The following is a 19,411-nucleotide window of genomic DNA, read 5'->3' as shown; positions in this document are numbered from 1 at the left end:
CCGTGGAGGATGCCCTTGCCCGTCGTTTCCCGCCTATTCCTTGCCGCCGTCCTTTCGCTGTATCTGGCCAGTCCCGCATCTGCCGCGCAGCAGCAGGTGGTGGACAAGATCGTCGCCCAGGTCAACGGCGAGATGATCACCCTGTTCGATCTCAACGAGCGCGTGAAGAACTACGTCACCCAGGTGGAACGCAAACCGTTCAACCCTTCCGACCCCATCCTCCGCGAACTCCAGGAGCGCATGCTCAAGGCCATGATCGAGGACATCCTGCTCAAGCAGGAGGCGGTCCGGCTCAAGGTGAACATCAGCGACGCCGAGGTGGAGACGCGCATCAGGGAACTGCGTGAGAAGGGCGGGCTTTCCGAGGCCCAGTTCGTCCAGCAGCTGCGGCTCGAAGGAATGACCCGCAAACAATTCGCCGACGCCATCAAGCGCGACATCCTCAAGAAACAATTGCTGGGCTACATGGTCCAGCGCAAGGTGGTGGTCACCGACGAGGAGATCCGCGCCTATTTCGAGCAGAACAAGTCCGGCCTGCGCGTCCAGACGGGGCAGCGCATCGGGCTCATCATGCTCGCCAAGCCGGAGGAGGCCAAGGCCCTGCGCCAGCGCATCGTCTCCGGGCAGATTTCCTTCGCTGATGCCGCGCGCAAGTTTTCCATCGGCCCCGGCGCGGAGCAGGGCGGCGACCTGGGCAAGGTGGACCTGAAGGACCTCGCCCCGGAACTGGCTCAGGCGATCAGGAACGTGCCTCAGGGCGGCGTGAGCGAGCCGGTGATGCTCGACGGCAAGCCGGTGCTGCTCACCATGGCCGCTCCCGACGCGCCGGCTGCCGCCGCGCAGGCCTCGGGCGGCCCCTCGTACGAGTCCGTGCGCGACGAGATCCAGGATCGACTCTACAAGGAAAAGCTAGAGAAGCAGTTCACCGACTACATGGACAAGCTCCGGGCGAAGTCGGTCATCAAGATCAACCTGTGAGCCAGAAAGTAATCAAGGACGCGTGATGACCCTCGAGGAAATGGGCGCGCTGCTCCGTCAGGAGCGTGAAAGGCGTGAGTTGAGCCTGGAAAAGGCGGCCGCCGAAATCAAAATCAGCAAGAAATACCTTGTCGCGATCGAATCGGGGCTTACCAAGGACCTGCCCCATCCGGTCTACGCAAAGGGTTTCGTGAAAAACTACGCCCGGTTGCTGGGCCTTGACCCCGAGGCGATGGGCGAGGTGCTCTCCAGGCACTACGCCGTGGACGAAGACCAGCTCCAGAGCGGGCCGGGCGCGGAGTACCGCGAGAGCCCCCAGCCCATCAAGGAGCGCAAGTCCGGGTACGTCTCCTCCGGAGCTTCCGGCTTCAAGCCCTCCCTCTGGCTGGGCCTGCCCCTGGTGGCCGTGTTCGCCGGGTTGGTGTGGTTTTTCTTCTTCTCCAACATGGGGGCGAGCTTTTCCCTGGATAGCCTCACAAGCCTCTTCGCCTCCAAGCCCGAGGTCCAGGCCCCGCAACAGTCGGCCGCTCCGGCCCCGGCGCAGCCGACCCCGAAGCCCGAACCCAAGGCCGAGCCCGCCCCCGCCTCGCCGTCGGCCCCCCCCGCGCCCCAGGCCCAGGACGCCCAGGTTCCCCGCGAACTCCTGGCCACCGGCTCCGGCCCGGCGCGCCCCTTCCCCCTGCCGCCCGCCCAGGCCGAAACGGCCGTGAGCCCCGAGGCCCTCGCCTCCGAGGCCCAGTTCGCCAGCCAGGGCAAGCAGGCGCTGGAGGTCAACGCCACGCAGGCCGCCGTGCTGGAGGCATCCCTTGAGGACGGTCAGAAGCGCGCCTTCACCCTGGTGAAGGGACAGCGCCTCGTGCTGCGCTTCGACGGCAAGGCCACCCTGCGCTTCCAGCAGGCCCCGGCCGTGGGCATCAAGTTCAACGGCAAGGACTATCCCCTGGAGGGCGGCAAGGCCGACGGCCGGTCCATCACCTTCCCCTAGCCCCCGGCGGCTGACGGGCGGCCGCGAGCCATGGAGTCCATCGAAAAAGCCCTGGTCCTCAAGGTGGGGCGCTTCCGCGAGGTGGACGCCTGGCTCAAGCTGTTCTCGCCGCGCAAGGGCGTCTTCAATGCCTTCGCCTTCGGGGGGTCCGTGAGCCGCAGGCGTTTCCTGGGCTGCCTGGACCCGCTCAACGTGGTGACCTTCAAGGTGAAGTCCGATGCGGCCAAGGGCTACACCTATCTGCTGGAAGGGGCGCTCGTGCGCGCCCACCCGCGCTTGCGCCAGGATCAGGAGCGATTGGGCATGGCCGTGAACTGCCTGAAGTTTCTGGAGGCCGTCCACCTGGGGCACCCGGGCAGCGAGGCCGTGTACGATCTGACGCTGGAGACCCTGGACACGCTGGAAGCCGGGGGCAACCCCTGCGGACTCCTGCCGCTCTTCTTCCGCGCGCGCATGGCCTTCGACCAGGGCTTCCGGCCTGATTTCACCGCCTGCGCCCGCTGCGGCGTCCTGCTGGACCAGGCCCCGCCCCCCTCGCTGTTCCTTGTGGAGCAGGGCAGGCTCCACTGTTCGCAGTGCCGGCGCTGGGGCAAAGGGGCCGCCGCAATCCTGGGCGGCGAGGCCCTTCAGGCCCTGCGCGACCTGTCGGAGCATGGCCCTGCGCGCTGGGCGGACATGTCACTCCCGGCCCGGGCGCGCGGCGAAGTTGCCCGGTCCGTGGACCTTTTCGTGGAATACCACCTGGGCTTGACCTGGGACCACGGCTCGTTTAGGCGCTTCTGACGCCTTAACCCCAGAGGAGCCTTCATGAACTTCCAAGACGTCATCCTCACCCTGCAGTCCTATTGGGCCAGGCAGGGATGCCTGATCGTCCAGCCCTACGACCTGGAAGTGGGCGCGGGGACCTTCAACCCCTCCACGTTCTTCCGCGGCATCGGCCCCGAGCCCTGGCGCGCGGCCTACGTGGAACCCTCCCGGAGGCCCACCGACGGCCGCTACGGCGAGAACCCCAACCGCCTCCAGCACTACTACCAGTTCCAGGTGATTCTGAAGCCCTCGCCCGACAACGTGCAGGATCTCTACCTGGAGAGCCTGCGCGCCCTGGGCGTGCCCCCCGAGGCCCACGACATCCGCTTCGTCGAGGACGACTGGGAATCCCCCACCCTGGGCGCATCGGGCCTGGGCTGGGAGGTGTGGCTCAACGGCATGGAGGTCACGCAGTTCACCTACTTCCAGCAGGTGGGCGGCATCGAACTCTCGCCCGTGTCCGTGGAAATCACCTACGGCCTGGAGCGCATCTCCATGTATCTCCAGGAGAAAGAGTCCGTCTACGATCTGGCCTGGAACGACTCCGTGACCTACGGCCAGGTGCACCACCAGGGCGAGGTGGAACACTCGAAATACAACTTCGAGCACGCCGACGCCGCCATGCTCCTCGGCTTTTTCAACTCCTGCGAGGCCGAGTGCAAGCGCCTTTGCGAGCTGGGCCTGCCCTGGCCCGCCTACGACTACTGCCTGCGCTGCTCGCACACCTTCAACATGCTCCAGGCCCGGGGGGCCATCTCCATCACCGAGCGCACGGGCTACATCGCCCGCGTGCGCGCCCTGGCCTCCGCCCTGGCGAGGCTCTACGCCGCCCAGCGCGCCGAAATGGGCCACCCCCTCCTGCAACGCTAAAGGACGCAAGACATGCCATCCTTCCTGTTGGAAATCGGCTTCGAGGAAATGCCGTCGCGCTTCCTGGCCTCCCTGTGCGCCGAGCTGCGCCAGGGCCTGGCCGGACTCCTGGAACAGCACAAGCTCGGCTTTGCAAAGGTGGAGACCTGGGCAACGCCCCGTCGCCTCACCGCCCTGGTCTCGGAACTGGAGGCCGTGCAGCGCCGCGAGGAGGAGGTGGTCACCGGCCCCCCCGTGCGCGCCTCCTACGACGCCTCGGGCAATCCCACCGCCGCGGCCCTAGGCTTCGCCAAAGGCCAGGGGGCGGATTTCTCCGACGTGTTCACCGTGGACACCCCCAAGGGGCAGTACCTGGCCGTGCGCAAGGCCACCGGCGGGGCCATGGCCCTGGACCTGTTGCCCGCAATCTGCCCGGCGGCGCTCAAGGCCCTGAACTTCCCCAAGAAGATGCACTGGGGCAGCCTCGACTACACCTTCGGCAGGCCCATCCGCTGGATCGTGGCCCTGCTCGACGACCAGGTGGTCCCCTTCGAGGTGGCGCGGGTGGCCTCCGGGCGCGCAACGCGCGGACACCGGGTGATGGGCCCGGGCCCCTGGGAACTGGGCTCCGCGGACGACTATTTCTCCACGCTGGGCGAAAAGGGCAGGGTGGTTCTGGACGCCAAGGCCCGGCGCGTCTCCATTCTGGAGCAGTGCGAGAAGGCCGCCCGGGCCGTGGGCGGCAAGCCCGTGGTCAACGAGCGCCTGCTGGAAGAGGTCTGCGGCCTGGTGGAGCGCCCCCTGGTGATCCTGGGCAACTTCGACCCGCGCTACCTGGAGCTGCCCCGCGAGGTGCTGCTCACCAGCATGGAGAGCCACCAGAAGAGCTTCGGCGTGGAGGACGCCTCCGGGAAGCTCCTGCCGCACTTCCTGACCACCTCCGGCATCGAGCCCACCGACGTGGCCCTGGTGCGCAAGGGCTGGGAGCGCGTGCTCAAGGCCCGACTGGAGGACGCCCGCTTCTTCTGGGAGACCGACCTGCAGGCCAGCCTGGACGCGTGGCTCGCCAAGCTCGAAAACGTGACCTTCCTGGCCCCCCTGGGCTCCATGGGGGCCAAGAGCCGTCGCGTGGAGACCCTCTGCGCCTGGCTTGCCGCGCACCTGGCCCCGGAAATGGCCGCCAGCCTGCCCCGCGCGGGCCGCATCTGCAAGGCCGACCTGGTTTCCGAGATGGTGGGCGAGTTCGCCGACCTCCAGGGCGTGATGGGCGGCATCTACGCCCGGCGCAAGGGGGAGAAGGAGGCCGTGGCCAAGGCCGTGGCCGGGCAGTATCTGCCGCTTGGCCCTGAGAGCCCCGTGCCCGCCGACCTGGGCGGCGCGCTCCTGGCCGTTGCCGACAAGATGGACACCCTGGCCGGATGCTTCGGCCTGGACATGATCCCCACCGGCGCGGCGGACCCTTACGCCCTGCGCCGCCAGACGCTCGGCGTGTGCCGCATCCTTGTGGAGCACGGCCTGCGCCTGGACCTGGGCGAACTGGCCCGGGCCGCCTTCGCGGACTACAAAGGGGTGACCTGGAAGCTCGACCCGGAGGAGGCCCGTGCAAAGCTCGTGGAGTTCTTCGGTTCGCGCCTGAAGGCCTGGCTTCTGGGACGCGGCGTGCGGCCCCAGGTGGCCGAGGCGGCCCTGGGCGCGGGCTTCACCGACCCATGGTCCCTGGAGGCCCGCACGGCGGCCCTGACGCGCTTCAGCAAGTCCCAGGGCTTCGACCAGGCGGTGCTGGCCTTCAAGCGCGCTGCCAACATCATCCGCAAGCAGGCCTCCAGCATGGAGCTTACGGGCCAGGTGGACAAGTCCCTGCTTGTGGAACCCGCCGAACTGGCCCTGGCCGAGGCCCTGGAGGCCACGGCGGCCCGCTTCGAGACCCTCTGGGCAGACGACGATTACGACGCCCTCTTCGGGCTCCTGGGAGAGCTGCGCCCCAGCGTGGACGCCTTCTTCGACAACGTGATGGTGATGTGCGAGGACGAGGGCCAGCGGCGCGCTCGGCTCAACCTCCTGCGCTCCCTGGTGGACCGCCTGGGCAGGCTAGCCGACTTCTCGGCCCTGCAGGTCTAGCGGAAAATGTATGCGGCGGCCGGGAAATTCGACGGGAAATGCTTGACACCCGTCGCACTCCGGCCTATTAAATCCGTCTTTGAAATTGAAGCGAGGAGGGAAATCCCTTGGCCAATCATAAGTCCGCGCTGAAGAGGCACCGTCAGAGCCTGATCGCCCGTGCCCGCAACCGCGCCATGAAGACCCGTGTGAAGAACGCCATCAAGGCCGTGCGCGAGGCCGTGGAGTCCAAGGACACCGCCGCCGCCCAGGACGCTCTGCGGGCCGCCACCGCCGTGCTCGACGGCGCCGCCTCCAAACAGATCATCCACTGGAAGACCGCCGCCCGCAAGGTTTCCCGGCTGAATCTGGCCGTGAACAAGCTCGCGGTCTAGCCACCGGCAGACGAAGCATTCCCGAGCCCGCCGGCGTGGCCGTGCGGGCTCTTTCCTTTTGTCCCGCGCCTTTCGCCTCGCAGTCTGTCGGCTTGCGCCGCCGGGTGCGGGCCGCTACGGACGTCTCCGTCGCGGGCCAGGCATCCCGCCATGCCGTGCGCCTCAGCCGCGCCGGTGGCTGAGTGTTTCCAATCGTTGACCCCGCGCGGCTTTCCGGGCATCCCACAACGCATGGCCTCTTCCCGCACCAAGAAACGCGTCCCGGTTCTCGAAACGGCCGATCCGGCCGAGCTTTCCGTCGCCTCCCGCGAATCTGCCGCGGCCCCGGAGCCCGGCAGGCTCGATCAGGTCTGGACCGCGCTCCTGGCCCACCGCCCCGTGGCCCGCTCCAGGATCCAGGAGTGGATCAAGGCGGGGCTGGCCCGCGTGGACGGTCAGAGCGTCACGCGTCCCTCCCACAAGCTGGGCGGCGGCGAGGCCCTGACCTTGGACATCCCCGAAGCGCGGGACACGCCCGCGCCCGAGCAGGGCGGGCTGCACGTGCTCTACCGCGACGCCCACCTCCTGGTGCTGGACAAGCCCCCGGGCCTCACCGTGCACCCCGCCCCCAGCTGTCCCGAAGGCACGCTGGTCAACCGGCTGCTGCACCACTTTCCCGAACTGGCGCGCATCGAAGGGCAGCGCCCGGGCATCGTCCACCGCATCGACAAGGACACCTCGGGGCTCCTGGCCGTGGCGCTCCACGAGGCCGCGCGTCTGCGCCTCTCCGAGGCTTTCGCCGGGCGCGAGGTCTCCAAGACCTATCTTGCCCTGGTGCACGGCAGGCCCGCCCGGGACGTGGGCTCTTCCGACGCCCCCATCGGCCGCGACCCCTCCCACAAGACGCGCATGTGCGTGCAGCGCGGCGGCCGCGAGGCCCACAGCCGCTGGCGCGTGGCCTGGAGCGCCCCCTCGGGCCGGGCGAGCCTGCTGGAAGTGGAGATCGACACCGGGCGTACGCACCAGATCCGCGTGCACCTGGCCCATGCGGGGCATCCCCTGCTGGGCGACGTCGTGTACGCCTCGCGCGAGCAGGCCGAGCTGAAGCGCTCCGACCCGCTGCTGCACAAGCTGGCCTCGCGCCAGATGCTCCACGCCTGGAAGCTGGGGCTGCCGCATCCGGCCTTTGGTTCCAGCGAGTCGGAGGAGGGCGTTCCGGAACGCCTCGATTTCGTCTGTCCGCCGCCCGGGGATTTCTGGCGCGTGCTGCTCCATCTTGGCCGCGGCTGCCAGCGCGTGGGCGTGGTGGGGCTCCCGGGCTCGGGCAAGAGCGCGCTGCTTTCAGCCTTCGAGGCCCGAGGCCTGCCCGCGTGGAGCGCCGACCGCTACGTGGCCGCGCTCTACGAGCCGGGCCGCGACGGCGCGAACCTCCTGCGCTCCCGCTTCGGGGAACGCTTCGTGCCCGAGGCCCGTGGCGGGGTGGACAAGGCCGCGCTCCTGGCCGCCATGCGCGCCTCCGAGAGCCTGCGCCGCGAAGTGATGGAGCTGCTCTATCCCGTGGTGCGCGGCGGCCTGGAGGACTTCTGGCGCGAGCAGACGCGCGTCCGCGTGGCCTTCGCCGAGGTCCCCATGCTCCTGGAGGCGGGATGGACCGGCGCTGGGGCCGTGGACCTCGTGGTCGGCGTGGACTGCCCGGATGACCTGCGCCATCAACGCCTGCGCAAGAAGCGCGGCTGGGACGACGCCCTGTCCGCACAGGTGGACTCCTGGCAGTGGCCCCGGGAGAAGAAGCTCGCTGCCTGCGCCTTCGTGGTGGAGAACGCCTCGGACCTTGCCGCCGTGGACCGGGCCGCCGCCCGTCTGCTCCGTGATCTTGCGGGCCTGCGCCGGGCCGGCGTCGCCTCCCTGCTTGCCTGGATGCGCGTGAAGGGGTATTGTTCCTAGATGATGACGGCTCCCGATCCTCTCGCGCGGGTTTCGCGCCGCGCCCCGGGGCGTGGCGCGTGATCCCCCTCAAGGACAACATCCCGCGCATCCGCGTGCCTCTCGTGGTCTGGACGATTTTTTTCCTGAACGCGGCGGTGTTCGTGGGGGAGCTCTTCCTCACGGAGCGCGGCCAGGCCCTGCTCTTCAACCTGCACGGGGCCGTGCCGCTGCGCTTCACCAGCCCGGAACTGGCCCTGGCCATGGGCTATCCCCGCGGGGCATGGTCCACGGCCGTCACCTACATGTTCCTGCACGGCGGCTGGATGCACTTTCTCCTGAACATGTGGGTGTTCTGGGTCTTCGCGGACAACGTTGAGGACGCCCTGGGCCACCGGCGCTTCGCCCTGTTCTACCTGCTTTCTGGTCTGGCCGCCCTGGCCCTGCACGTGGCCTTCAACGCGGACTCGCGCATGCCCGTGGTGGGTGCGTCCGGGGCCATCGCCGGGGTGATGGGGGGCTATTTCCGGCTCTTCCCCCACGCGCGCGTCATCGTGCTCATTCCCATCATCTTCATCCCGTGGATCGTCGAAGTGCCGGCCACGCTCTTTCTGGGGCTCTGGTTCATTATCCAGGTCTGGTCCGGCCTCTCGGAGACCGGAGCAGGAGTGGACGGCCAATCCGTGGCCTGGTGGGCCCACGCAGGGGGCTTCGCCTTCGGCATGTTCCTCGTGAGCGTTCTGTCCAAGCGGGACTGCCGCTACTGCTACCTGCCCGAGAGCCGCGCCTACCGGCGGGAGTGACCCGGCCGCCGTTCTGGACATCGCGGGCGTCCGCGCGTATCCATCCCGCTTGGCCCGCGCTGGCCAAGGCGTCCCCCCCAACAACGAGGCTTCCATGCTCAGTATCGAAAACCTGCACGTGAAGATCGGCGACCGGGAGGTGCTCAAGGGCATCGACCTGGAAATCAAGGAAAACGAGACCTTCATCCTCTTCGGACCCAACGGTTCCGGCAAGACGACCCTGCTCATGACCCTCATGGGCTTCGGCAATTATACCATCACCGAAGGGCGCATCATGTTCCGGGGGCACGACATCACCCACGCCCCCATCCACGAGCGCGCCAAGCTGGGCATCGGCATGTCCTTCCAGCGCCCGCCCACCATCCACGGCCTCAAGCTGCGCCACCTGGTCTCCATGACCGCCCAGGGCAGGCCCGTGGCCGTGGACGCCCTGGCGCACCGCGTGAACATGGACACCTTCCTGGACCGCGACGTCAACGCGGGCTTCTCCGGCGGCGAAATCAAGCGCTCGGAGCTGCTCCAGCTCATGGCCCAGCAGCCCCACATGGTGCTCTTCGACGAGCCCGAGTCCGGCGTGGACCTGGAAAACATGAAGCTCATCGGCAACACCGTGCGCGAACTGTTGGGCGGCGAATGCGCCATGGGCACCGAACGCAGCCTGCGCATGGCCAAATGCGGACGCCACGTGGCCGGCCTGATCATCACGCACACGGGCTACATCCTCGAATACATCAACGCCGACCGCGGTCAGGTGATGTACGAAGGCAAGCTCTGCTGCGAATCCAACCCCCGCGACATCCTCGACCACGTCAGCCGCTTCGGCTACCAGGAATGCCTGCGCTGCCTGGCCTGATACGGAGTTTCCCATGAAGCCCATCGACCTTTCGCAGTTCGACTTCGCCGCCCCCGCCCCGGGCCAGATCGCCGACCTCAACACCCTCGACGAGGCCGATAAGCACCAGCTGCTCATGGCGGGCGTGGACGTGGCCGCCAGCGCCGTCAGCGGCACCTACATGCACATGGACCACGGAGCGGTGCACTGCAAGAGCAAGCGCCCCGGCGTGGAGATCCTGGACATCAAGTCCGCAATGGCCAAGTACGACGGCCTCAAGGAATACATGTGGACCCTTGTCGACAAGGACAAGGACGACTTCACCCGCAAGGCCGCCAGCGACCTCCACGGCGGATACTTCATCCGCACCGAGAAGGGCGCGAAGATCACGGAGCCCGTGCAGTCCTGCCTGTTCATCAAGGGCGACATGACCGGTCAGGCCGTGCACAACATCATCGTTGTCGAGGAAGACTCGGAGTTGCACATCATCACCGGATGCTCCGTGGCCCATTCCTCCAAGGGCGCGGCGCACCTGGGCATCTCCGAATTCTTCGTGAAGAAGAACGCCAAGCTCACCTTCACCATGATCCACAACTGGGCCGAGAACACCGTTGTGCGCCCGCGCTCCGCCGGTAAGGTGGAGGAGGGCGGTGTGTTCCTCAACAACTACGTGCTGTTGAAGCCCGTGCGCGACCTCCAGATGTACCCCACCGTCACCCTGGCGGGAGAGGGCGCGGTGGCCCGCTTCAACTCCGTGATGGTGGCCCCGACGGGCTCCCACCTGGACACCGGCAGCCGTATCATCCTGGCCGCGCCCGACACGCGAGGCGAAATGATCGCGCGCACCATCACCACCGGCGGCACCATCATCGCCCGAGGCCACATCGCCGGCAACGCCGTGCCCGCGCGCGGACACCTGGAGTGCAAGGGCCTGATCCTCGGCGGCGGCGTCATCCACGCCATCCCCGAACTGGAAGCCACCGTGGACGGCGTGGAACTCTCCCACGAGGCCGCCGTGGGCAAGATCGCCCAGGAAGAGATCGAATACCTCATGGCGCGCGGCCTCGACGAGGAGGAAGCCACTTCCACCATCGTGCGCGGATTCCTCAACGTGGACATCATGGGCCTGCCCGACAAGCTCAAGAAGGTCATCGACGAGACCATCTCCGAATGCGAAAAGGACATGTTCTAAACCGTTGACCGCCCTCGATCGCAAGGCCGGGCCGGGACGATGCTCCGGCCCGGCCTTTTCTCAAACGGCCACCAGGCTTGAACTTCCCGCCGCGAACTGCTAGCCCCGCCCCACATGCCCGGCTACAAAGGACACATCGCGGGAGCCCTGGCCGCTACAGCAACCGCCCTGGGCGGAGCGTGGTGGCTCGGCCTCTACAAACCCGATCCCAAGACCATGGCCCTCATGGCCGCCCTGGCCGTGCTGGGCGCGCTCTTCCCCGACGTGGACACCAGCTCCAAAGGCCGACACCTCTACTACGGCGTGGCCCTGGCCGCCGACGCAGTGCTCATCCTGCGCGAACAGTACCGCTATGCCGCGCTCCTGGGCTTCTGCGCCATCCTCCCCGCCATCGGTTCCCATCGGGGATGGACCCACACCTGGTGGGCCGGGCTCGTCATCCCCAGCCCCATCCTCATCGCGCCCATGATGCTCATGGGCGTCGCCTTGAAAGTCCTGCTGCCCTTCTACCTCGCCGCCGTGCTGGGTTATTATTCGCACCTGCTCCTGGACGGGGAATTTTGATCCGGTAAGACAGTCGTCTCGGTGGCGGGAGGGCAGTCGGAGGAAGAAGCCTCCGGCGGCCAGGGCTCTGCCCTGGACCCGCTGGAGAGGGCGCTGCCCTCTCCAGACCTCACCCGCCAGGGGGAGCCCCACCTGGACCCGGCAGTTGCTTCGCGGGTTTCACCGGGTAGGCCTGTGTGAGAGGGGGCGGACAGACCCCGAACGCCCGGGCAGCAGCAGACAACCGCCGGGAACACGCTCAAAGCAGCGCTTATCCCGGCGGATTGCCATCGTCGCAAGCGACGATGAACAAGGAATTATCCTCAAAATTCCAAGAAACGGATCTTGCTCGAAAATCTGGCGCGCAGCGCCACGGCCCCCCGCGCGGGGATTCGCGGCTTTGCGCGAATTCCCGCGCGAAAGGCGGCGCAGCCGCAAAGGTCTTGCTGGCCAGACTGTCGTCGCTGGTGAAGCCCGCGAAGCGGAGTGGGAGTGCGGAGGGCGTAGCCCTTTGCCCGGAGGCATATTCTCCGACCGCCCCGCCACCCGGCCCTGCCGCCCCTCCCGCCGACGCGAAGCAATTGCCGGGGTCCGGGGGGAGGCTCTCCCCCCGGCGGGTGAGTGCAGAGAGGGCGGAGCCCTCTTTGCCCGCCGGAGGCTTCTTACCTGTCCGTACCATCCGACGTCGCGAGGGCGGGGCCATATACGGGTGCAGGGCGGAGCCCTGCCGGGGTCCGGGGCGAAGCCCCGTCTGATCCGGGCGAAGCCCTTGCCGCCGGGGGCCTGTTGCGCGACCGTGTTGCCGCCGCGTCTTTGTCAGCGGTGGGCGTCGTGGTCGGCGGCGTCCACGCCTTCCAGGGTGAACAGGACGGGCGTGCAGGTTCCTTTGCGGATGAGCATCAGTTGTGCGGGGAAGGTCGCGCCGGGTCGGATGCGGTACTTTTCCAGGAAGGGCCTGGTGGGGCGTCCCCCTCCCGCGAGGGTGAATTCGTGGGCTTTGGCGGGTTGGTAGAGGGGGTTGTCCACTCGTTTGGCGGGCTCGAAGCTGATGAGGACGCGGTAGCGTTGGGGGGCGTGCGAGGGTGCGCCCTTTTCGGCGGGTACGGGTACGGCTTCCAGGATGTGGGCCGTGCCGGGGAATTGGTCGTAGTCGCAGGGGCCACCGGCCATTTGGGCGGCTCGCAGGGGTTTGAGGAAGGCGAAGAGCAGGAGCGCCAGGAGGATGGAGAGGGCCAGCAGGAGGACGTAGAGCTTGTGCACGCGTAATCCGGTTTCAGCCCAGGGTGAGGCGCAGGTAGAGGTCGCCCTTCCAGGGGCCGAGGCGTCGGCCGAGGCCCTTGAGGCGGATGGGTTGGCCGAGGGTGTAGTCCTTGGGCAGTGTGAACTCCACGGTGCGGCTTTCGCCGGAGAGGCCTTGGGAGACGCCCACGCGAAGCTTCGCGCCGGGGAGGATGGAGGTGGGCGGCACCTGGACGGTCTGTTCGTCGTCGAGCTGCTTGAGGAGCATGCCTTTGAGCCCGTTCATGAGACCTCCGGAGAGGTCCATGCGCAGGCGGGATTTTCCGGCGCGGATGTCCAGGGTTCGGCTGGCGCTGTCCTGGGCCTGGGTCTGGCCCGGGGCTGCTCCCGGCTTGTGGAGCTCGCGGTAGATGTCCTCGAAGACCTGTCGGGCGAAGGAGTCCTTGAGCAGGTCGGTGAGCACGTCTTCGCGGCGGAAGTAGTAGTTGGTTTTTGTATCGCCGGGGTCGTCGGCCTTGGTGTAGGCCTGTTTGGAGTAGGCGGCCTTGGCCTTGCGCTTGGCGTTGGGGTCGGCCTTGGGCGGTTCCTTGTCGCGGTCGGGACGCCGTGCGGCCTTGGGCGGGCCTTCGGCCATCACCTGCTTGAGCAGGAGGTAGGCCTCGTTGAGGTGCTGGAATTTGCGCTTGGCGAGGGGATCGCCGGGGTGGAGGTCCGGGTGGTAGCGGAAGGCCAGCTGGCGGTAGCTCTTCTTGAGCTCCTCCGGCCCGGCGTCGGGAGCGAGGCCGAGGATCTTGTGGGCCTCGGCGACGTTCACGGTTTGGCGATCCCGTCCAGGCGCAGGGCGCTGGGCGCGTCGGGGTCGCCGCAGCCGCCCACGCCTTGTTCGCGCAGGGTTGCCAGGCCCTGGCGCACGAATTCCTCGTGGGGGAGCGAGGGGTTGATGCCCGCGCAGTATTCCAGGCAGAGTTCCCAGCTCGATTCGTCCAGGAGGTTGCCCCGGAAGAAGGGCCAGGCGCGACAGATGTCGGGGCGGGAGGGGTGCACGCCGCAGCCGTCCTGGAAGAAGATGCAGAAGCCGTCGTCGCGCACGTCCAGGAGGACTCGCTCCCCTTTGCGCACGGTGTGGTCGGCCAGGAAGCGGTCGAGGGGGAGGTCCAGGTGGAGGGCCAGGCGTTGCTGGTCCTTGCCGGTGAGCACGATGCCCCCGGCGCCCTTGCAGCAGTGGCCGCAGCGGCGGCAGTCGAAGGCCAGGTTGTTCGCTTCCATGTCAGGCGTCGGGGAAGATACGGCGGTGGTCCACCATGAGGCAGCTGTCCTCGATGACCATCACGGGGCTTTTGGCCAGGATGGAGCGGGCCTCGAAGCTGAAGATGCCCAGCTGCATCCAGAAGATTCTGGGGAGCGTGGGCAGGGCCAGGGTTTCCCGGGCGTGGGCGGGGCAGTGCTCGGCGGCGCGGAAAAGGTTGACGATGTCCACGGGACCGGGCACGTCGGCCAGGGTGGGGAAGGCCTGGAGGCCCCAGACGGTCTTGCGCACGGGGTGCACGGGGTAGACCGTGAAGCCCTTTTCGAGCAGGTAGCGTCCCACGCGGTCCACGGGGCTGCCCGGTTTGTCCTTGGCCCCGACAACGGCCACGGACCGGCAACCGGCGAGGGCCTCACGCATATCGGCTTCGTTCAACAGCATCTGAGCCGCCTTTTGATATCCTTGATGCCGGGCGACGGCCCGGCATCGGGGTTTCTAACGCCAAACCCCGGCGGCCTCAAGGGGTATGTCCGGTGAGACGCGTTCCCGCCAGGATCAGGGCGATGCCGGCCCACTGCCAGCCCTGGATGGTTTCGCCCAGGAGGAGCCAGCCCATGACCAGGGTGAAGGCGGGGATGAGGTTCACGGCCGCCGCGGCACGGGAGGCCGGGAGGCGCGAGAGGGCGAAGTTGTAGCAGCCGTAGGCGGCCACGCTCACGAAGAGGCCCAGGTAGCCCATGGCGGCCAGCCCCTGCCAGGTGAACGTGGCGGGCCAGGGGGAGAACCAGAGCGCGGGGAGGAAGAAAACCGTGCCCGTGGCGGCCTGGAAGGCCGTGAGGAAGGCCGGGGAGAAATGCGGGGCCAGGCGCTTGACCATGAGGGTGTACACCGTGGCGCAGCCCATGGCGGCCATCTCCAGGAGGTTGCCCAGCAGGGGGTCGGGCGAGTATGCATCTTCGGGCGCGAAGGCGGAGAGCATGCCTGCCCCGGCCACGCCCAGGGCCAGGCCCGCCCAGCCCCGCGCCGAAGTGCGTTCGCCCAGAAAGAGCCCAGCCGCGCAGACCACCATCACCGGCAGCATGGCCGTGATGACCCCGGCCTGGGATGCCTGGGTAAGGGTGAGCGCCTTGGCCTCGAAGACGAAATAGAAGCAGGGTTCGGCCAGGGCCATGAGTAGAAGCCCCGGCAGGTGCGCGCGCACCAGGGGCCGCGGAGGCATGCGCCGCGCAAGCGGGGCGAAAGCCAGGGTGGCCAGGAGCATCCTGCCCAGGACGATCAGCCATGGATCGAGGTGTTGGACGGCGGCCTTCATGGCCACGAAGGAACCGCCCCAGAGCAGCATGGCCGCCAGAAGCGCCGCGAGCGCGGCGGCATGAAACGGAGTCTTGGACATGTTCGAAGCCTTGGAAATCCTTCCGGCGGGTGAAATGGCCCGGCGTCACGCGGCGTGCAGGGCGCACCTGGCGCGGCTAGCCCCCGAGGCGGGCGGTCTGGTGGTCTTTTCCCGGCTGGCCATCTACTATCTGACGGGAACCTTTGGCAACGGCCTGCTGTGGCTGCCCATGGAGGGCGAGCCGGTGCTCATGGTGCGCAAGGGCATCGAGCGCGCGCGGCTGGAATCGCCTCTGATGACGGTGGTCCCCTTCCGCTCCTACGGCGACGTGGCCGGGCTGTGCGCCGAGGCCGGATCGCCCCTTTCGCCCGTAGCTGCGGCCGAGATGGCCGCGCTGCCCTGGAACCTTGCGACGCTCTTCACCTCCCGGGTGAAGGACGTGCGCTTCGTGGCGGGGGACATGGCTCTGGCAAAGGCCCAGGCCGTGAAGAGTCCGTGGGAGCTCGCCAAGATGCGCCTGTGCGGAGAGCGCCACAACCGGGCCATGACGGAGCTGCTGCCGGGCCGCCTGCGTCCGGGCATGAGCGAGCGCGAGGTGTCCCACCAGGTGTGGGAGGCCTTCTTCGAGCTGGGGCACTCGGGCATGGTGCGCATGGACGCGCCCGGGGAGGAAATCTTCCTGGGGCATGTGTCGGCGGGCGATTCGGGCAACTACCCCAGCGTGTTCAACGGGCCGCTGGGGCTTCGCGGCGAGCATCCGGCCGTGCCCTTCATGGGCTACGCGGGCAAGGTCTGGAAGAAGGGAGAGCCCCTCTCGGTGGACTGCGGCTTCGCCCTGGAGGGCTACGTCACGGACAAGACCCAGGTCTACTGGGGCGGTCCCGAGGCCTCAATCCCCGACGCGGTGAAGAGCGCCCATTCCTTCTGCATGGACGTGCAGGCCTGGACGGCCGAAAACCTCAAGCCCGGGGCGATCCCCTCGCAGATATGGGAGCACTGCCGGGCCTGGGCGGAACGCGCGGGCTTCGCCGAGGGGTTCATGGGCCTTGGCGGCAACAAGGTGCCCTTCCTGGGCCACGGCATCGGCCTGGTGGTGGACGCCTGGCCGGTATTCGCCAAGGGCTTCGACGAGCCCTTCGAGGAGGGCATGGTGATGGCCGTGGAGCCCAAGATGGGCGTGCCGGGCGTGGGCATGGTGGGCGTGGAGAACACCTTCGAGGTGACGGCCACGGGCTCGACCTGCATCACGGGCGACGCCTTCGGGATGATCGCCGTGGAGTAGGGCCGTCGCGACCGGGCGCCGACCCGGCCGCGTCGATCCTCGTCGTCCGGGCTTTCCGAGTCCGTCCGGAGCGTCCGGGCGTCTACCCGGAGGCGTCAGCCACGTTCGTCCAGGGCGTCCATGAGGCTGATGGTCAGGCGCAGAAAATCCGCCTCGGTGATGATGCCCACCAGCTTGCCGTCGTCCACCACGGGCAGACAGCCGTATTTGTGCTCCAGGAGCATCTGGGCGGCGTCGCGCAGGCGGGTGTCCGGCGCGACGGTGGCCACGTCCTGGCGCATGGTCTCCTTGAGGGGGATGCCTGCGTCGAGTTCGTCCTGGGTGGACTGGTCGATCTCCGAAAGCTTGGAGACGGCCAGGGCCAGCATGTCGCGGTGGGTGATGAGCCCGATGAAGCGGTCCTGGGCGTCCACGATGGGCACGTGCCGCACGCGGGCCATCTCCATGATCTGCCGGGCGGTGTAGAGCGTGTCGGATTCGAGCAGTGTGAACACCTGGGTTGTCATGAGGTCTTGCACGGTGAGCATGGAGGTTCTCCTGGTTCGGGTCTTTGCCCGATTAGAGCATTAGCAGCGGGGGCGGAGGCTGTAAAGACGGCCCGGGCGTCTGGCGTCCCGGCGCAAAGTGGGGTAATGCCCCTTGCCGTCGCAGTGGAGAAGCCGTGGACATCGACCCGAGACGAAGCCGCGAGCGCATGGTGCGCGAACAGATCATCGCCCGTGGGGTAAGCTCCCCGGCGGTGCTGGCGGCCGTGCGCAAGACGCCGCGCCACCTTTTCGTGGAAGAGGCCCTCAAGCCCCAGGCCTACGAGGACCATCCGCTGCCCATCGGATACGGCCAGACCATCTCCCAGCCCTACGTGGTGGCCTGGATGACGGAACTGCTGGACGTGGGCCCGGGCATGAAGGTGCTGGAGATCGGCACGGGCTCGGGCTACCAGACGGCCGTGCTGGCCGAGATGGGCGCGCAGGTGTACAGCGTCGAGCGCGTGCCGGAACTCCACAAGTTGGCGGGAAACCGCCTGGCGGCCATGGGGTTGGGGAGCGTGCACCTCAAGCTTGACGACGGGACCATGGGCTGGCCGGAACACGCGCCCTTCGAGCGCATCCTTGTCACGGCCGGTGGCCCCAAGGTGCCCCAGTCCTACCTGGAGCAGTTGGCCGACCCGGGGCTTCTGGTGATGCCCGTGGGCGCGGAACGGCGCAGCCAGACGCTGGTGATGGTGAAGAAACAAGACGGCAGGATCGGCCGCAAGACCCTGGGCCAGGTGACGTTCGTGGACCTGGTGGGGAAGCACGGCTGGTAGAGCGCCGGAAAGGATGGCAAGGATATGAAGATCAAGAAGAAGGGGGAGGAGAGCCAGAGCGCCTGCGGCAGCTGCTCCAAGGCTTCGGCCTGCTCCTCCAAGGGCAGCCCCTCGGGCTGCGCCGATGAGAAGACCGCGCGCCAGAACGCGCGCATCAGCACGGCGCTTTCGCGCATCACCTACAAGCTCTTCGTCATGAGCGGCAAGGGCGGAGTGGGCAAGAGCTCCGTGGCCGTGAACCTGGCCGCCGCCCTGGCCGCCATGGGCAACAAGGTGGGCATCCTGGACGTGGACCTGCACGGCCCCAGCGTGCCGCGCATGCTGGGCCTCTCGGGCAACCTGGAAGCCAGCGCCATGGGCGAGGTTTCGCCCAAGGCCTACGGCGAGAACCTCTTCGTGGTGTCCATGGAATCGCTGCTGAAGGATCCGGACCAGGCCGTGCTCTGGCGCGGCCCCATGAAGACCTCGGCCATCCGCCAGTTCATCTCCGACGTGCAGTGGGGCGACCTGGACTACCTGGTCATCGACTCGCCCCCGGGCACCGGCGACGAACACATGACCGTGCTGCGCACCATCCCCGACGCCCTGTGCGTGGTGGTCACCACGCCCCAGGAAGTCTCCCTGGCCGACGTGCGCAAGGCCATCAACTTCCTGCAGTACGCCAAGGCCAACATCCTGGGCATGGTGGAGAACATGAGCGGGCTCATCTGTCCGCACTGCACCAAGGAGATCGCCCTTTTCAAGAAGGGCGGCGGCGAGGAGCTGGCGAAGAAATACGGCATCGAGTTCCTGGGCGCCGTGCCCCTGGACCCTGTGACGGTGGTCGCCGGCGACGTGGGCAGGCCGGTGGTGCTCATGGATGAACCCTCGCCGGTGAAGGAGGCCCTGAAGTCCCTGGCCGCCAACATCGACCGCGCGGCCAAGTCCAGCATCGAGGCCCACGCCACTCTGAGGAACTGACGCGCCCCGAAGCGGCGCGGAAGGAGGACGCCATGGAAGGCCTGAACCTGCCCAACATCCTGAGCCTGGCGCGCATCGCCGTGGCGCCCGTGCTGGTGGCGATGCTCTATTTCCCCGGCGAGGGCATGTGCGTGGCCGCCACGGTGGTGTTCATCCTGGCCTCCGTGACCGACGTGGTGGACGGGATCATCGCGCGGCGCATGGGCCTGGTGACCAACCTGGGCAAGTTCCTGGATCCGCTGGCGGACAAGCTGCTCATCTGCTCGGTGCTCATCATGCTTGTGCGCCTGGACTGGGTGGAGGCCTGGGCCGCCGCGGCCATCATCGGGCGCGAAATGGCCGTGACGGGCCTGCGCGCCGTGGCCTCGGACGCGGGCGTGGTGATCGCGGCGGACCGCTTCGGGAAGCTCAAGACCATCATCCAGACGTTCGCCCTGTGCCCGCTCATCCTGCACTACCCGACGTGGGGACTCGACCCGCAGCCGCTGGGGCTCATGTTGTTCTATGTGGCGCTGGGCCTGACCATCGGGTCCGGGGCCAATTACATGTATACGTTTTTCAGGTCCTGGCCTCCGGCCAGGACCTGAGGCTGCTGATAAAGTCGGCTTTGCGGCTTTTTCAGCAGCCCTGCGCGAAGCGCAGCCTGGAGCAGGGCGGCTTTG

Annotated in this window: 21 protein-coding genes; 15 read left to right on the top strand and 6 right to left on the bottom strand. The window is 67.8% G+C overall.

What is annotated here, in order from left to right; genetic code table 11:
- Positions 1–15: 15 nt before the first annotated feature.
- From NNJEOMEG_RS18440 to NNJEOMEG_RS18390, 11 genes are all read left to right on the top strand, one after another.
- Positions 16–978, top strand: coding sequence for a SurA N-terminal domain-containing protein (locus NNJEOMEG_RS18440; protein WP_173086944.1), 963 nt, complete (start codon positions 16–18; stop codon positions 976–978).
- Positions 979–1,003: 25 nt separating this feature from the next.
- On the top strand, positions 1,004–1,963 hold the full coding sequence (locus NNJEOMEG_RS18435) for a helix-turn-helix domain-containing protein (protein ID WP_173086943.1): 960 nt from the start codon (positions 1,004–1,006) through the stop codon (positions 1,961–1,963).
- Between the two features lie 30 nt (positions 1,964–1,993).
- The gene (recO, locus tag NNJEOMEG_RS18430; RefSeq protein ID WP_173086942.1) at positions 1,994–2,746 is read left to right on the top strand and encodes a DNA repair protein RecO; all 753 of its coding nucleotides are present in this window, start codon (positions 1,994–1,996) and stop codon (positions 2,744–2,746) included.
- A 24-nt stretch (positions 2,747–2,770) separates the two neighbouring features.
- Positions 2,771–3,640: a glycine--tRNA ligase subunit alpha gene (glyQ, locus tag NNJEOMEG_RS18425; RefSeq protein ID WP_173086941.1), complete on the top strand. Its 870-nt coding sequence runs from the start codon at positions 2,771–2,773 to the stop codon at positions 3,638–3,640.
- Between the two features lie 12 nt (positions 3,641–3,652).
- The gene (gene glyS, locus NNJEOMEG_RS18420; RefSeq protein WP_173086940.1) at positions 3,653–5,737 is read left to right on the top strand and encodes a glycine--tRNA ligase subunit beta; all 2,085 of its coding nucleotides are present in this window, start codon (positions 3,653–3,655) and stop codon (positions 5,735–5,737) included.
- 107 nt (positions 5,738–5,844) lie between these two features.
- Positions 5,845–6,111: a 30S ribosomal protein S20 gene (rpsT, locus tag NNJEOMEG_RS18415; RefSeq protein WP_173086939.1), complete on the top strand. Its 267-nt coding sequence runs from the start codon at positions 5,845–5,847 to the stop codon at positions 6,109–6,111.
- 231 nt (positions 6,112–6,342) lie between these two features.
- Positions 6,343–8,034 carry a dephospho-CoA kinase gene (locus NNJEOMEG_RS18410; protein ID WP_173086938.1) on the top strand — a complete coding sequence of 564 codons (1,692 nt, stop codon included), beginning with the start codon at positions 6,343–6,345 and terminating at the stop codon, positions 8,032–8,034.
- Between the two features lie 59 nt (positions 8,035–8,093).
- On the top strand, positions 8,094–8,816 hold the full coding sequence (locus tag NNJEOMEG_RS18405; RefSeq protein WP_173086937.1) for a rhomboid family intramembrane serine protease: 723 nt from the start codon (positions 8,094–8,096) through the stop codon (positions 8,814–8,816).
- A gap of 94 nt (positions 8,817–8,910) precedes the next feature.
- On the top strand, positions 8,911–9,669 hold the full coding sequence (locus NNJEOMEG_RS18400; RefSeq protein ID WP_173086936.1) for an ABC transporter ATP-binding protein: 759 nt from the start codon (positions 8,911–8,913) through the stop codon (positions 9,667–9,669).
- Positions 9,670–9,682: 13 nt separating this feature from the next.
- Positions 9,683–10,840, top strand: coding sequence for a SufB/SufD family protein (locus tag NNJEOMEG_RS18395; protein ID WP_173086935.1), 1,158 nt, complete (start codon positions 9,683–9,685; stop codon positions 10,838–10,840).
- A 114-nt stretch (positions 10,841–10,954) separates the two neighbouring features.
- Positions 10,955–11,404, top strand: a complete 450-nt coding sequence (locus NNJEOMEG_RS18390; RefSeq protein ID WP_173086934.1) for a metal-dependent hydrolase — start codon at positions 10,955–10,957, stop codon at positions 11,402–11,404.
- A 795-nt stretch (positions 11,405–12,199) separates the two neighbouring features.
- Here the strand turns inward: NNJEOMEG_RS18390 and NNJEOMEG_RS18385 are convergent.
- The 5 genes from NNJEOMEG_RS18385 to NNJEOMEG_RS18365 form a co-directional block, all read right to left on the bottom strand.
- Entirely contained in the window at positions 12,200–12,643 is a 444-nt protein-coding gene (locus NNJEOMEG_RS18385; RefSeq protein ID WP_173086933.1) for a hypothetical protein, read from the bottom strand.
- Between the two features lie 13 nt (positions 12,644–12,656).
- Positions 12,657–13,436, bottom strand: a complete 780-nt coding sequence (locus NNJEOMEG_RS18380; protein ID WP_235957032.1) for a DnaJ domain-containing protein — start codon at positions 13,434–13,436, stop codon at positions 12,657–12,659.
- On the bottom strand, positions 13,433–13,888 hold the full coding sequence (locus NNJEOMEG_RS18375) for a YkgJ family cysteine cluster protein (RefSeq protein ID WP_173086932.1): 456 nt from the start codon (positions 13,886–13,888) through the stop codon (positions 13,433–13,435). The genes NNJEOMEG_RS18380 and NNJEOMEG_RS18375 overlap by 4 nt, the downstream gene beginning before the upstream one ends.
- Position 13,889: 1 nt before the next feature.
- Positions 13,890–14,288, bottom strand: a complete 399-nt coding sequence (locus NNJEOMEG_RS18370) for a CoA-binding protein (protein WP_235957031.1) — start codon at positions 14,286–14,288, stop codon at positions 13,890–13,892.
- Between the two features lie 97 nt (positions 14,289–14,385).
- Positions 14,386–15,261, bottom strand: a complete 876-nt coding sequence (locus NNJEOMEG_RS18365; RefSeq protein ID WP_173086930.1) for a DMT family transporter — start codon at positions 15,259–15,261, stop codon at positions 14,386–14,388.
- Here NNJEOMEG_RS18365 and NNJEOMEG_RS18360 point away from each other — a divergent pair.
- Positions 15,260–16,483: a M24 family metallopeptidase gene (locus tag NNJEOMEG_RS18360; protein WP_173086929.1), complete on the top strand. Its 1,224-nt coding sequence runs from the start codon at positions 15,260–15,262 to the stop codon at positions 16,481–16,483. The genes NNJEOMEG_RS18365 and NNJEOMEG_RS18360 overlap by 2 nt on opposite strands.
- A gap of 95 nt (positions 16,484–16,578) precedes the next feature.
- Here NNJEOMEG_RS18360 and NNJEOMEG_RS18355 read toward each other — a convergent pair whose 3' ends face one another.
- A complete protein-coding gene (locus NNJEOMEG_RS18355; RefSeq protein ID WP_173086928.1) occupies positions 16,579–17,010 on the bottom strand; it encodes a CBS domain-containing protein in 432 nt (143 codons plus the stop codon).
- 134 nt (positions 17,011–17,144) lie between these two features.
- Here NNJEOMEG_RS18355 and NNJEOMEG_RS18350 point away from each other — a divergent pair, with 134 nt between their 5' ends.
- The 3 genes from NNJEOMEG_RS18350 to pgsA are packed head-to-tail and all read left to right on the top strand — an operon-like array spanning position 17,145 to position 19,336.
- A complete protein-coding gene (locus NNJEOMEG_RS18350; protein ID WP_268885703.1) occupies positions 17,145–17,789 on the top strand; it encodes a protein-L-isoaspartate(D-aspartate) O-methyltransferase in 645 nt (214 codons plus the stop codon).
- Between the two features lie 24 nt (positions 17,790–17,813).
- Positions 17,814–18,749 (top strand): Mrp/NBP35 family ATP-binding protein, encoded by a 936-nt coding sequence (locus NNJEOMEG_RS18345; RefSeq protein WP_173086927.1) that lies wholly within the window; start codon positions 17,814–17,816, stop codon positions 18,747–18,749.
- A 32-nt stretch (positions 18,750–18,781) separates the two neighbouring features.
- Positions 18,782–19,336 carry a CDP-diacylglycerol--glycerol-3-phosphate 3-phosphatidyltransferase gene (gene pgsA, locus NNJEOMEG_RS18340; RefSeq protein WP_173086926.1) on the top strand — a complete coding sequence of 185 codons (555 nt, stop codon included), beginning with the start codon at positions 18,782–18,784 and terminating at the stop codon, positions 19,334–19,336.
- The last annotated feature ends 75 nt before the right edge of the window (positions 19,337–19,411 follow it).

It is taken from the genome of Fundidesulfovibrio magnetotacticus (assembly GCF_013019105.1).
In the GTDB taxonomy this organism is placed as follows: domain Bacteria; phylum Desulfobacterota; class Desulfovibrionia; order Desulfovibrionales; family Desulfovibrionaceae; genus Fundidesulfovibrio; species Fundidesulfovibrio magnetotacticus.
Note: the sequence above shows the minus strand (reverse complement) of the source record. Positions and strands in the feature narration are given on the sequence as shown.